This is a genomic window from Variovorax sp. 679 (genome assembly GCF_003952185.1).
GTDB lineage: Bacteria > Pseudomonadota > Gammaproteobacteria > Burkholderiales > Burkholderiaceae_C > Variovorax.
Genome location: NZ_RXFS01000001.1, coordinates 754,401 through 767,427, shown reverse-complemented (window position 1 = coordinate 767,427; position 13,027 = coordinate 754,401). Strand labels below are relative to the sequence as shown.

11 protein-coding genes are annotated in these 13,027 nt (G+C 66.5%); all 11 read left to right on the top strand.

Annotated elements, in window-relative coordinates; all coding sequences use genetic code 11:
• Positions 1 to 157: 157 nt before the first annotated feature.
• The 11 genes from serA to EJO71_RS03575 all read left to right on the top strand — a co-directional run bounded on the left by serA (position 158) and on the right by EJO71_RS03575 (position 13,009).
• Positions 158 to 1,390: a phosphoglycerate dehydrogenase gene (gene serA, locus EJO71_RS03625; RefSeq protein WP_125946763.1), complete on the top strand. Its 1,233-nt coding sequence runs from the start codon at positions 158 to 160 to the stop codon at positions 1,388 to 1,390.
• A gap of 147 nt (positions 1,391 to 1,537) precedes the next feature.
• A complete protein-coding gene (locus EJO71_RS03620) occupies positions 1,538 to 5,416 on the top strand; it encodes an FAD/FMN-binding oxidoreductase (protein WP_125946764.1) in 3,879 nt (1,292 codons plus the stop codon).
• A complete protein-coding gene (locus EJO71_RS03615) occupies positions 5,413 to 5,862 on the top strand; it encodes an HIT family protein (RefSeq protein WP_171022492.1) in 450 nt (149 codons plus the stop codon). The genes EJO71_RS03620 and EJO71_RS03615 overlap by 4 nt, the downstream gene beginning before the upstream one ends.
• On the top strand, positions 5,862 to 6,275 hold the full coding sequence (locus tag EJO71_RS03610) for a DUF971 domain-containing protein (protein WP_125946765.1): 414 nt from the start codon (positions 5,862 to 5,864) through the stop codon (positions 6,273 to 6,275). The genes EJO71_RS03615 and EJO71_RS03610 overlap by 1 nt, the downstream gene beginning before the upstream one ends.
• Positions 6,276 to 6,422: 147 nt before the next feature.
• Complete coding sequence (gene ubiE, locus EJO71_RS03605; RefSeq protein ID WP_093198268.1) at positions 6,423 to 7,154, top strand: bifunctional demethylmenaquinone methyltransferase/2-methoxy-6-polyprenyl-1,4-benzoquinol methylase UbiE; 732 nt, start codon at positions 6,423 to 6,425, stop codon at positions 7,152 to 7,154.
• A gap of 35 nt (positions 7,155 to 7,189) precedes the next feature.
• Complete coding sequence (locus tag EJO71_RS03600; RefSeq protein ID WP_125946766.1) at positions 7,190 to 8,197, top strand: TIM44-like domain-containing protein; 1,008 nt, start codon at positions 7,190 to 7,192, stop codon at positions 8,195 to 8,197.
• Positions 8,198 to 8,357: 160 nt separating this feature from the next.
• Complete coding sequence (locus tag EJO71_RS03595; RefSeq protein WP_125946767.1) at positions 8,358 to 8,912, top strand: hypothetical protein; 555 nt, start codon at positions 8,358 to 8,360, stop codon at positions 8,910 to 8,912.
• A complete protein-coding gene (ubiB, locus tag EJO71_RS03590) occupies positions 8,909 to 10,474 on the top strand; it encodes a ubiquinone biosynthesis regulatory protein kinase UbiB (RefSeq protein ID WP_125946768.1) in 1,566 nt (521 codons plus the stop codon). The genes EJO71_RS03595 and ubiB overlap by 4 nt, the downstream gene beginning before the upstream one ends.
• Before the next feature lie 13 nt (positions 10,475 to 10,487).
• Complete coding sequence (locus tag EJO71_RS03585; RefSeq protein ID WP_125946769.1) at positions 10,488 to 11,939, top strand: sodium:solute symporter family protein; 1,452 nt, start codon at positions 10,488 to 10,490, stop codon at positions 11,937 to 11,939.
• Between the two features lie 103 nt (positions 11,940 to 12,042).
• Positions 12,043 to 12,360 (top strand): FmdB family zinc ribbon protein, encoded by a 318-nt coding sequence (locus EJO71_RS03580; RefSeq protein ID WP_125946770.1) that lies wholly within the window; start codon positions 12,043 to 12,045, stop codon positions 12,358 to 12,360.
• A gap of 16 nt (positions 12,361 to 12,376) precedes the next feature.
• Positions 12,377 to 13,009, top strand: a complete 633-nt coding sequence (locus tag EJO71_RS03575) for a DUF502 domain-containing protein (RefSeq protein WP_125946771.1) — start codon at positions 12,377 to 12,379, stop codon at positions 13,007 to 13,009.
• Positions 13,010 to 13,027 lie beyond the last annotated feature (18 nt).

Genomic DNA, 13,027 nt, shown 5'->3' with positions numbered 1-13,027 from the left:
ATCGGGGAAACCCCTTTGGCACCGCCTGCCCTTTGGCCCTGTTCGCGTCAGGCCGGCACGGGCCGCGAACCCGCATGTTGCGCCGCACCATGCTAGCATCGCCCTCCCTTTTTTTGGCCTAGCCTGTCGCCATGGCCGGGGCTTCCAAGAGACCTCCATGAGCAGCAAAACATCCCTCGACAAAAGCAGGATCAAGTTCCTCTTGCTCGAAGGCATTCACCCCTCGGCCGTGGAGGTGCTGCGCGCCGCCGGCTACACCAACATCGAGTCGCTGCCGGGCGCGCTGCCCGACGCCGAACTGAAGGCGAAGATCGCCGACGTGCACTTCCTGGGCATCCGCTCGCGAACCCAACTGACGGCCGACGTGTTCGCCGCCGCCCACAAGCTGGTGGCTGCGGGCTGCTTCTGCATCGGCACCAACCAGGTCGACCTGGAAGCCGCCCGCGAGCATGGCGTGGCGGTGTTCAACGCACCGTACTCCAACACCCGCTCGGTGGCCGAGCTGGTGCTCGCCGAGGCCATCCTGCTGCTGCGCGGCGTGCCCGAGAAGAGCGCGGTGGCGCATCGCGGCGGCTGGCTCAAGTCGGCCGAGAACGCCTACGAGATCCGTGGCAAGACGCTGGGCATCGTGGGCTACGGCTCGATCGGCGCGCAGCTGTCGGTGCTGGCCGAGGCGCTGGGCATGCACGTGGCCTTCTACGACGTGGTCACCAAGCTGCCGCTGGGCAATGCGCGCCAGGTGCGCGAACTGCACCAGCTGCTGGCCCAGAGCGACATCGTCACGCTGCACGTGCCCGAGACGCAGGCCACGCAATGGATGATCGGCGCGGCCGAAATCGCGGCGATGAAGCCCGGCTCGATCCTCATCAACGCCTCGCGCGGCACCGTGGTCGAGATCGAGCCGCTGGCCGAGGCCCTGAAGGCTCGCAAGCTGCTGGGTGCCGCCATCGACGTGTTCCCGGTGGAGCCGCGCAGCAACAAGGACGAGTTCCTGTCGCCGCTGCGGGGCCTCGACAACGTGATCCTGACGCCGCACATCGGCGGTTCGACCATGGAGGCGCAGGCCAACATCGGGCTGGAAGTGGCGGAAAAGCTGGTCAAGTACAGCGACAACGGCACCTCGACGTCTTCCGTCAACTTCCCCGAGGTGGCGCTGCCGGCGCACCCGGGCAAGCACCGGCTGCTGCACGTGCACCGCAACGTGCCGGGCGTGCTGTCGGAGATCAACAAGATCTTCTCGGACAACCAGATCAACATCTCCTCGCAGTTCCTGCAGACGAACGAGAAGATCGGCTACGTGGTGATGGACATCGACGCGGCCTCTTCCGACCTGGCCCTGGAGAAGCTCGCGAAGGTGAACGGGACGATCCGCAGCCGCGTGCTGTTCTGATCCGGGGCGGTCGGGGCAGGGTTGGGAGCGGAAAGTTGCGCTTGGCACAAGGTCGCAACCCCCGCCACGAGGCAAGACCCCAAGCCCTGCAATAAAATCCCCAGCCCGGCTATGGGTGCGCAGCGCCCGGCCGAGGCGCCCCACCCGATGAATGCTCCGACCGCGTTGAACACGCTGTTGTCGCAGGCCGCAGAGCCTGTACGACTGCGCGAGATCCCGTACAACTACACCAGCTTCTCCGATCGCGAGATCGTGATTCGCCTTCTGGGCGAACGCGGCTGGGAACTGCTCCAGACCCTGCGCGCCGAGCGCCGCACCGGCCGATCGGCGCGCATGCTCTACGAGGTGCTGGGCGACATCTGGGTGGTCCAGCGCAACCCCTACCTCGTCGACGACCTGCTCGACAACCCGCGCCGCCGCGGCCAGCTGGTCGATGCCCTCAGGCACCGCCTGGCCGAGGTGCAGAAGCGCCGCACCCCCGACAGCGACCTGCCGCGCGACCAGCTCGTGGGCGAGCTCACCGGCCTCGTCGGCGAAGCTGTTGCCGCCTTCGACACCAAGTTCCGCGACGTCGCCGCCCTGCGCCGCAAGGCCACCCGCGTGCTGGGCCGCCTCACGGCCAAGGACAACATCAAGTTCGACGGCCTCTCGCGCGTGGCCCACGTCACCGACGCCACCGACTGGCGCGTGGAGTACCCCTTCGTCGTGCTGTGCCCCGACAGCGAGGCCGAGATGGCGCTGCTGGTGAAGGGCTGCATCGAGCTGGGCCTGACCATCATCCCGCGTGGAGGCGGCACAGGCTACACCGGCGGCGCCATTCCGCTGACCTGGAACAGCGTCGTCATCAACACCGAGAAGCTCGAGGCGATGACCGAGGTCGAGCATGTGCCGCTGCCCGGACTGGCCGACCCCGTTCCGACCATCTGGACCGAGGCGGGCGTCGTCACCCAGCGCGTGGCCGACGCGGCCGAGCGCGCGGGCTTCGTCTTCGCGGTCGACCCGACCTCCGCCGAGGCCTCGTGCGTCGGCGGCAACGTCGCCATGAACGCGGGCGGCAAGAAGGCCGTGCTGTGGGGCACGGCGCTCGACAACCTCGCCTCGTGGCGCATGGTGACGCCGCAGGCCGAATGGCTCGAAGTCACGCGCATCGGCCACAACCTCGGCAAGATCCACGACGTCGACAGCGCCGTGTTCGAGCTGCAGTACTACGCCGCCGACGGCAGGACGAAGCTGCGCAACGAGCGCCTCGAGATCCCGGGGCGCACCTTCCGCAAGGAAGGCCTCGGCAAGGACGTGACCGACAAGTTCCTTTCGGGCCTGCCCGGCATCCAGAAAGAGGGCTGCGACGGCCTCATCACCAGCTGCCGCTGGGTGGTGCACCGCATGCCGGCGCACACGCGCACCGTGTGCCTGGAGTTCTTCGGTAACGCCAAGGACGCGGTGCCCAGCATCGTCGAGATCAAGGACTTCATGTTCGCCGAGCAGAAGCGCTCGGGCGTTCTGCTGGCCGGTCTCGAGCACCTGGACGACCGCTACCTCAAGGCCGTGGGCTACGCCACCAAGTCGAAGAAGCACGGTGGCCTGCCGAAGATGGTGCTGTTCGGCGACATCGCGGGCGACGACGCCGACGCGGTGGCGCGCGTCACCTCGGAAGTGGTGCGCATTGCCAATTCGCGCAGCGGCGAAGGCTTCATCGCCATCAGCCCCGAGGCACGCAAGAAGTTCTGGCTCGACCGCAAGCGCACGGCCGCCATCAGCCGCCACACCAACGCCTTCAAGATCAACGAGGACGTGGTGATCCCGCTGCCTCGCATGGCCGAGTACAGCGACGGCATCGAGCGCATCAACATCGAGCTGTCGCTGCAGAACAAGCTCGCGCTCACCGACGAGCTCGAGGCCTTCCTCACGCGCGGCAACCTGCCGCTGGGCAAGACTGACGACGCGCACGAGATTCCGGCGGCCGAACTGCTGGAAGACCGCGTCGCGCAGGCCGTGGCGCTGGTGCAGGAAACGCGCGCGCTGTGGGCCGGCTGGCTCGAGAACGTCGACACGCTGTTCTCGCAGCTGCAGGACCACTCCCTGCGCGCCAGCTGGAAGACCCAGTTGCGCCAGCCGCTGCAGGCCATCTTCACGGGCGCCGAGTTCGCGCCGATCCTGGCCGAGTGCACCGCCATCCACAAGCGCGTGCTCAAGGGCCGCGTGTGGGTCGCGCTGCACATGCACGCGGGCGACGGCAACGTGCACACCAACATCCCCGTGAACAGCGACAACTACGACATGCTGCAGACCGCGCATGCCGCGGTGGTGCGCATCATGGCGCTGGCGCGCAGCCTCGACGGCGTGATCTCGGGCGAGCACGGCATCGGCATCACCAAGCTCGAATTCCTGAGTGACGAGGAGCTGCGTCCCTTCACCGAATACAAGGCCAGGGTCGACCCCGAAGGCCGCTTCAACAAGGGCAAGCTGCTGCGCGCGCCTGCCGGCAAGCCCGAGACGCTGCACGCAGACCTGACCAACGCCTACACGCCGAGCTTCGGCCTCATGGGGCACGAGTCGCTGATCATGCAGCAGAGCGACATCGGCGCCATTGCCGACAGCGTGAAGGACTGCCTGCGCTGCGGCAAATGCAAGCCGGTGTGCGCCACGCACGTGCCGCGCGCCAACCTGCTGTACAGCCCGCGCAACAAGATCCTCGCGACCTCGCTGCTGGTGGAGGCCTTCCTCTACGAGGAGCAGACGCGCCGCGGCGTGAGCATCAAGCACTGGGAAGAGTTCGAGGACGTGGCCGACCACTGCACGGTATGCCACAAGTGCCTCACGCCGTGCCCGGTGAAGATCGACTTCGGCGACGTGTCGATGAACATGCGCAACCTGCTGCGCAAGATGGGCCAGAAGAGCTTCCGCCCCGGCAACGCGGCCGCGATGTTCTTCCTGAACGCGACCAATCCGCAGACCATCAAGGCGGTGCGCGCCGGCATGGTGGGCGTGGGCTTCAAGGCTCAGCGCCTGGCCAACGACCTGCTGCGCGGCCTCGCGAAGAAGCAGACCTCCGCGCCCCCGGCCTCGCTGGGGCCGGCTCCCGTCAAGGAGCAGGTGATCCACTTCATCAACAAGAAGATGCCGGGCAACCTGCCGAAGAAGACGGCGCGCGCGCTGCTCGACATCGAGGATGCGGACTACGTGCCGATCATCCGCAACCCGAAGGCGACCACCTCCGAGACCGAGGCGGTCTTCTACTTCCCGGGTTGCGGCTCGGAACGCCTGTTCTCGCAAGTGGGGCTCGCCACGCAGGCGATGCTCTGGCACGCGGGCGTGCAGACCGTGCTGCCGCCGGGCTACCTGTGCTGCGGCTATCCGCAGCGCGGCAGCGGCCAGTACGACAAGGCCGAGAAGATGATCACGGACAACCGCGTGCTCTTCCACCGCGTGGCCAACACGCTGAACTACCTCGACATCAAGACGGTGGTGGTGAGCTGCGGCACCTGCTACGACCAGCTGCAGGGCTACCAGTTCGACAAGATCTTCCCGGGCTGCCGGATCATCGACATCCACGAGTACCTGCTCGAGAAGGGCATCACGCTGGCCGATGCGGCCGGCGGCGGCTACCTGTACCACGACCCCTGCCATTCGCCGATGAAGCAGCAGGATCCGATGAAGACCGTGAAGGCGCTGGTCGGCGACAACGTGCTCAAGAACGACCGCTGCTGCGGCGAGTCGGGCACGTTGGGCGTGTCGCGGCCCGACATCTCCACGCAGATCCGCTTCCGCAAGGAAGAAGAGCTGAAGAAGGGCGAAGCCGCGCTGCGCGACAGCGGCAAGGTCGGCGAGAAGGACAACGTGAAGATCCTCACCAGCTGCCCCAGTTGCCTGCAGGGCCTCTCGCGCTACGGCGGCGACCTGAACAACGGCTTGCTCGAAGCCGACTACATCGTGGTCGAAATGGCCAACAAGATCCTCGGCGAAGACTGGATGCCCGACTACGTGGACGCCGCCAACCAGGGCGGGATCGAACGGGTGCTGGTGTGACGGCGAAGAAGGTGCAGCAAGGCTGCGTGCTGTGCGAGGGCCCGGGCGGGCGCCTCGTGTTCGAGGGCGCGAAGCTGCGCGTGATCCATGCCGAGGAAGCGGGCTTTCCGGCCTTCTATCGCGTGGTGTGGCAAGACCATGCGGCCGAGTTCTCCGACCTCGATGCCGCCGACCGCACCCTGTGCATGGAAGCGGTGACGGTGGTCGAGCAGTGCCTGCGCGAGCACCTGAAGCCGGCCAAGATCAACCTCGCCGCGCTCGGCAACATGGTGGCGCACCTGCACTGGCACGTCATCGCGCGCTTTGCAGACGACAGCCATTTCCCGGGCTCGGTGTGGGCGCCGGTGCAACGCGAGCGGAACGCTGCGCAAGAAGCCAGCATCGCCGCGCGCCTGCCCGGCATCGAGGCTGCGATGATCGAGCGCTTGGGCAACAGGAGCTTCTGATGGCAGGCTTGAAACCGGGCGCACCGACGCCGCAATCGATCACCGTGCATGGCCAATCGCGCGTGCTCGAAGTGGGTTTTTCGGATGGCGCGACCTTCCGCATTCCCTTCGAGCTGATGCGCGTCTATTCGCCGTCGGCCGAAGTGCAGGGCCACGGCCCGGGCCAGGAAGTGCTGCAGACGGGCAAGCGCGAGGTCGAGCTCGTCGACCTCGAGGCGGTCGGCAACTACGCAGTGCAGCCGACCTTCAGCGACGGCCACAACACGGGCATCTACTCGTGGGATCTGCTCTACGAACTGGGCGAGAAGCAGGCCGAGCTGTGGGCGACCTATGAGCGCCGATTGGCCGAGGCGGGCGTCGATCGCGACGCGCCGATGATCGAGAAGGGCGGCCACGCCTGCGGCAGCCACTGAGCCTGCGGGATCGCCTGAAAATCCGCGCGCGCTATTGAAAAGATAGCCCTACGCCCAGAAAGGGCGGGGCGGAAAAAGCAACAAATGTCCGCCGTGCGCGCGGGGTCGTCAGCTTGATGTGAAGGCTTCCGGCCTAACATCGGTTGCATGAGTACCACACACTTCGGCTTCGAGACAGTCGACGAAAGCGAGAAGGCCAGCCGCGTGCGCGGCGTCTTCGATTCGGTCGCATCGCGCTACGACATCATGAACGACCTGATGTCGGCCGGCCTGCACCGCGCCTGGAAGGCGTACACCGTGATGGTCGCGAACGTGGGCGAAGGTTCGCGCGTGCTCGACATCGCGGGCGGCACCGGCGACCTCGCACTGGCCTTCGCGAAGAAGGTCGGCGCGAGCGGACAGGTGGTCCACACCGACATCAACGAGGCCATGCTGCGCACCGGCCGCGACCGCCTGCTCGACGCCGGCGTGGTGCTGCCCACCATGGTCTGCGACGCCGAGAAACTGCCCTTTCCCGACAACCACTTCGACGTGGTCACTGTGGCCTTCGGCCTGCGCAACATGACGCACAAGGACGCTGCGCTCAAGGAGATGAACCGCGTGCTCAAGCCGCGCGGCAAGCTGCTTGTGCTCGAGTTCTCGAAGGTCGCGAAGCCGCTCGCCAAGGCCTACGACTGGTACTCCTTCAACGTGCTGCCCCGACTGGGCAAGCTCGTGGCCGGCGATGACGCGAGCTATCGCTATCTCGCCGAATCGATCCGGATGCATCCCTCGCAAGAGGAGCTCAAGACCCTCATGAAAGAGGGCGGTTTCGGACATGTGGACTATCACAACATGACTGGGGGAATCGCTGCCCTCCATGTTGGAATCAAGTGTTGATAAAGCGGATCTTTCGCTCGAGAGGAGACGACGATATGAAGAGTTTGGGTTCTTTGTTTTTGGCGGCCGCATTGGTGCTGGTCAGTGTTCAGGCCGAGGCTGCCCGCATGGGTGGCGGCAAGTCGGTGGGGCGCCAGTCGTCCAACGTGACGCAGCGCGAGTCGGCAGCACCGTCGGCACCCGCGCAGCAGAGCGCGACCAACGCCGCAGCGGCCAAGCCCGCGACGCCGGCACCGGCAGCCGCTGCACCGAAGCGTCCGTGGGGCGCGATGCTCGGTGGCCTCGCCGCCGGCCTGGGCCTTGCATGGCTCGCTAGCTCGCTGGGCCTCGGCGCCGGCTTCGCCAACATCCTGCTGATCGGACTGCTCGTGCTGGCTGGCGTGGTGGTGTGGCGCATGATCAAGTCGCGCTCGCAACCCGTCGCCAACCGCCAGGGCGGTTTCGCCTTCCAGGGCGCGGGCGCAAGCCCGAGCAACGCAAGCGCTCCGGCGCAGTACAGCCCGAACAACGTGGGCAACGATGCATCGGCACGTCCGTGGGAGCGCAACACCGCTGCCTTCGACGCCACGCCGCACGGCAGCAGCCTCTCGGCAGCGGGCGCCGCGGCAGGCGGCAGCATGATCGGTTCGGCACTCGGCGGTTCGCAGTCGTGGGGCATCCCCGCGGGCTTCGACGTCGACGGCTTCCTCGGTGCCGCCAAGCGCAACTTCGTGACGCTGCAGGACGCATGGGACCGCGCCGACGTGTCGACGCTGCGTTCGATGATGACCGACGGCATGGTCGACGAAATCCGCTCGCAGCTGGCCGACCGCGCCAGCCACACCGGCGGTGCCTCGAACAAGACCGAAGTCGTGATGCTCGACGCCAAGCTGCTCGGCATCGAAGAGCTGCCCGATGCGTACATGGCCAGCGTGGAGTTCTCCGGCATGATCCGCGAAGACGCCTCGGCGGGCCCGGGCCCGTTCCGCGAAGTGTGGAACATGACCAAGCCTGTCAGCGGCAACAGCGGCTGGCTGGTGGCGGGCGTGCAGGCCCTGCAGTAAACAAAGGCTCGCCCCCAGGCTTCGCGCACTTCGTGTCGCTTCTCCCACCCCCTACCGGGGGCAACACCAGCAGCCCGGCAAAGCCGGTTCTGCGGTGTTTCTGAAAAAGGGCATGTGGTCTGTGAGTCGCGGGGCGCTACAGTGACGGGATAATGGGGACATGGCCACACCATCGTCCCCATTTTCTTTTCTAGGCGAGCTCTTCAACACCATTGGCGAGCGCCTGCAGCCCCCGGACTGGGCGGTCCACGAGATACAGAACCGCGTGGTCCTGTTCCTGAATCATGTGCTCCAGCAGGAGCCCGAAGCCCAGCAGCGGCTGTTGCGCCAGCAGGGGCGGGTGGTGCGCTTCCAGTGGCGCTTCGTGACCATGGAGCTGGTGGCCACGCCAGCCGGCCTGCTCGACCTGGCGCCCGCCGGCTCGGTGCCCGAGCTGACGCTCACCGTCACCGATGACTCCCCCTTCGATCTCGCCCGTGCCGCGCTGCGCGGCGACAAGCCTGCCGTGCAGATCATCGGCGACGTGCAGTTGGCGGCCGAGGTCAACTGGCTGGTCGACCATGTGCGCTGGGACGTCGAGGACGACCTTGCCCGCGTGATAGGTGACGTGCCCGCGCACACGCTGGGCAATGGCGTGCGACGCGTGGTGGGCGCGTTGCGGCAGTTCGTCGGCGACCGCACGGCCAAGGCCGGTTCGGCGGGCACGGCCGAATGAGGCGCTTCTACCGCGGCCTGTTCATCGTCTGGGTCGCACTGCGCTACGGCCTCGACGAGCTCGTGCTCTCGAGCTTCCAGAAGCCCTGGCTGCGCGTGGTCACGCGCATCGTTTCCTTCGGACGCAATCTCGACGCGCCGCGCGGCCAGCGGCTGCGCGAGGCGCTCGAACGCCTGGGCCCGATCTTCGTGAAGTTCGGCCAGGTGCTGTCGACCCGGCGCGACCTGCTGCCGCCTGACATCGCCGACGAGCTGGCCTTCCTGCAGGACCGGGTGCCGCCGTTTCCCTCGTCCGTGGCCATCGCCACCATCGAGCGTGCGTTCCGCCGCCCCGTGAGCGACGTGTTCGTGCAGTTCGACGAGACGCCCATCGCCAGCGCGTCGATCGCGCAGGTGCACTTCGCGACCATCCGCACCAACCAGGGCGAGGAGCGCGAGGTGGCGGTCAAGGTGCTGCGCCCCAACATGCGCGGCGTGATCGAGAAAGACCTGGCGCTGATGGCCATGATGGCCGGCTGGCTCGAGAACCTCTCGGCAGACGGCAAGCGCCTGAAGCCGCGCGAGGTGGTCGCCGAGTTCGACAAGTACCTGCACGACGAGCTCGACCTGGTGCGCGAGGCCGCCAATGCGGCCCAGCTGCGCCGCAACATGGCCGAACTCGACCTGGTGCTGATCCCCGAGATGTTCTGGGACTTCTGCTACCCAGAGGTCATCGTGATGGAGCGCATGAAGGGCGTGCCCATTGCGCAGATGGACCGCCTGCGCGCCGCCGGCGTCGACATTCCCAAGCTGGCGCGTGACGGCGTCACGATCTTCTTCACGCAGGTGTTCCGCGACGGCTTCTTCCACGCCGACATGCACCCCGGCAACATCCAGGTGAGCCTGGAGCCCGAGACCTTCGGGCGCTACATCTCGCTGGACTTCGGGATCATCGGCACGCTGACCGAGTCGGACAAGGAATACCTCGCGCAGAACTTCGTGGCCTTCTTCCGGCGCGACTACAAGCGCGTGGCCGAGCTGCACCTCGAAAGCGGCTGGGTGCCGGTGGGCACCCGCATCGACGAGCTGGAGGCGGCCATCCGCACCGTCTGCGAGCCGTACTTCGACCGGCCGCTGAAGGAAATCTCGCTGGGCATGGTGCTGATGCGGCTGTTCCAGACCTCGCGCCGCTTCCACGTCGAGATCCAGCCGCAGCTGGTGCTGCTGCAGAAGACGCTGCTCAACATCGAGGGGCTGGGCCGCAACATCGACCCCGAACTCGACCTCTGGGCCACGGCCAAGCCCTTCCTCGAGAAGTGGATGGTCGACCAGATCGGCCCCAAGAAGCTGTTCCAGCAGCTCAAGGCCGAGGCGCCGCGGTACGCCAAATTGCTACCCCAATTGCCTCGATTGCTGCACGATTTCCTGGAAAATCGCCCGGTCGACAACCGCCGCGAACTGCTCGAACTGCTGGCTCAGCAGAAGCGCACCAATCGGTTGCTGCAGATCATCGTCAGTAGTGGCATAGGTTTTGTATTGGGATTGCTCGTCATGCAATTCCTGATGCGCGTGCGCTTTTTCTAGAGGAGTCTCCGCCGTGTTGTTGACGCTGGTCATCGTCTATCTGCTGGTCACCATCGCGATCGGCCTCTATGCCGCCAAGAGGGTGAAGAACACCACGGACTTCGCCATCGCCGGGCGGCACCTGCCGCTCTTCATGATCGTCACGACCACCTTCGCGACCTGGTTCGGCTCCGAAACGGTGCTCGGCATCCCGGCCAAGTTCATCGAGGGCGGGCTCAACGGCGTGATCGAAGACCCGTTCGGCGCGGGTACCTGCCTGATCCTGGTGGGCCTGTTCTTCGCCGGCAAGCTCTACCGCATGACCTTGCTGACCATCAGCGACTACTACCGCGAGCGCTACGGCCGCGGCGTCGAGGTGGCCTGCTCGCTCATCATCATGCTGAGCTACCTGGGCTGGGTGTCGGCGCAGGTCACGGCGCTGGGGCTGGTGTTCAACCTGCTGTCGGGCGGCTTCGTCAGCATCCCGATGGGCATGGTGATCGGGGTGGTCTCGATCCTGGCGTACACGCTGTTCGGCGGCATGTGGTCGGTGGCCGTCACCGACTTCATCCAGATGATCATCCTGGTGGCCGGCTTGGCCGTGATCGCGATGTTCGCGGGCAACATGGCCGGCGGCGCCGACAAGGTGGTGGCCTTCGCGGTCAGCAAGGACCTCTTCAAGTTCTGGCCCGAGCCGAACCTGCACGACATGGTGTTCTTCTTTGCGGCCGCCATCACGATGATGCTGGGCTCCATTCCCCAGCAGGACGTGTTCCAGCGCGTGATGTCGGCCAACAGTGTCAAGGCGGCCCGGCGCGGCCCGGTGATCGGCGGCGTCGCATACATCCTGTTCGCTTTCGTTCCCATGTTCCTGGTGGCCAGCGCGCTGCTGATCATGCCGGAGCAGACGGCCGCGCTGCTGAAGGAAGATCCGCAGAAGGTGCTGCCCACGCTGGTGCTCGAGAAGATGCCGTTCGTGATGCAGGTGCTGTTCTTCGGTGCGCTGCTGTCGGCCATCAAGTCGACCGCCTCGGCCACGCTGCTGGCCCCCAGCGTCACCTTTACCGAGAACATCTGGCGCCAGTTCCGGCCGGCCGGCACCGACCGCCAGAACCTGATGACGATGCGCATCACGGTGCTGCTCTTCAGTGCGGCCGTGCTGGCCTATGCGATCCGCATGCAGGGCACGTCGATCTACGAACAGGTGTCGAGTGCCTACCAGGTGCCGCTGGTGGGGGCCTTCGTGCCGCTGGTGTGCGGGCTGTACTGGCGCCGCGCCACCACCCAGGGGGCCGTCGCCTCGATCGTCCTGGGCATTGGCGTGTGGCTGCTGTTCCTGAAGGTTTCATCCTGGGGCGCCGTATTTCCGGCCCAGCTGGCGGGCGTGCTGTGCTCTTTCGCCGGCATGGTGGTCGGCTCGCTGCTGCCGCAATGGTTGGCGAACACTCACACGCCGCACCGGCCGCTGGCCACCGAACCGGCCTGAAGCCCGGGCTCGGCGGCCGGGCCGGGCGTCCTTTGGCGGGGGCGCCCCTATAATCGAGGGCTTTGCGAGCGGCCGTTGCGCCGCTTTTAGACCCCATTTCCCCATGCCCATCTACGCCTACAAGTGCAGCGCCTGCGGCTTCGCCAAGGACGCTTTGCAGAAGATGTCCGATGCGCCGCTCACGGTGTGTCCGGCGTGCGGCGCGAGTGCGTTCGAAAAACAGGTCACGGCGGCCGGCTTCCAGCTCAAGGGCTCGGGCTGGTACGTGACCGATTTCCGCGACGGCGGCGGCAAGAAGTCCGAGCCGGCCACGGCACCCGCTTCCGCCGAGTCTTCCTCTTCCACCACGACCGCCGCGCCGAGCCCCGCTCCGGCGCCCGCCGCACCGGCTCCCGCGCCGGCCGCGGCCAGCGGCGACTGAAACACTCCTGACCGCCATGCTCGCCCTGCGCAAATGGTTGCTGTCCGGCCTGCTGGTCATCGTGCCGCTGGTCATCACGCTCGGCGTGCTGAACTGGATCATCGGCACGCTCGACCAGACGCTGTGGCTGCTGCCCGAGCAGTGGCAGACCTGGCTCAGCGACCACAAGGTGCGCGGCCTGGGCGTGCTGCTCACGCTGGCCATCCTGCTGGCGGTGGGCGCAACGGCCAGCAACTTCGTTGGCAAGCGCCTGCTCGGCTGGGGCGATGCCGTGGTGCGCCGCATCCCGGTGGTGCGCTCGATCTACTCCAGCGTCAAGCAGGTGTCGGACACGCTGTTCTCCGAGAACGGCAATGCCTTCCGCACGGCGGTGCTGGTGCAATGGCCGCGCGAAGGCGTATGGACCATCGCCTTCGTGACGGGCGCGCCCGGCAACGAAGTCGCTGAACACCTCGGCGAGGGGGAATTCCTCAGCGTCTACGTGCCGACCACGCCCAATCCCACGGGCGGCTACTTCGTGATGCTCAAGCGCAGCGACTGCATCGAACTGAAGATGAGCGTGGACGAAGCGCTCAAGTACATCGTCTCGATGGGGGTGGTCGTTCCAGGCGGCCCCACCACGGTGGCGGTGAAGTCTTCCAACTCATAAAAGAACGAACGCGCCCTC

Excerpts from the sequence above, each read along its gene's own strand:
- EJO71_RS03600 (WP_125946766.1), top strand. The coding sequence starts at position 7,190 with ATGAAGAGTTTGGGTTCTTTGTTTTTGGCGGCCGCATTGGTGCTGGTC.
- EJO71_RS03610 (WP_125946765.1), top strand. The coding sequence starts at position 5,862 with ATGGCAGGCTTGAAACCGGGCGCACCGACGCCGCAATCGATCACCGTG.
- ubiE (WP_093198268.1), top strand. The coding sequence starts at position 6,423 with ATGAGTACCACACACTTCGGCTTCGAGACAGTCGACGAAAGCGAGAAG.
- serA (WP_125946763.1), top strand. The coding sequence starts at position 158 with ATGAGCAGCAAAACATCCCTCGACAAAAGCAGGATCAAGTTCCTCTTG.
- EJO71_RS03620 (WP_125946764.1), top strand. The coding sequence starts at position 1,538 with ATGAATGCTCCGACCGCGTTGAACACGCTGTTGTCGCAGGCCGCAGAG.
- EJO71_RS03595 (WP_125946767.1), top strand. The coding sequence starts at position 8,358 with ATGGCCACACCATCGTCCCCATTTTCTTTTCTAGGCGAGCTCTTCAAC.
- ubiB (WP_125946768.1), top strand. The coding sequence starts at position 8,909 with ATGAGGCGCTTCTACCGCGGCCTGTTCATCGTCTGGGTCGCACTGCGC.
- EJO71_RS03575 (WP_125946771.1), top strand. The coding sequence starts at position 12,377 with ATGCTCGCCCTGCGCAAATGGTTGCTGTCCGGCCTGCTGGTCATCGTG.
- EJO71_RS03580 (WP_125946770.1), top strand. The coding sequence starts at position 12,043 with ATGCCCATCTACGCCTACAAGTGCAGCGCCTGCGGCTTCGCCAAGGAC.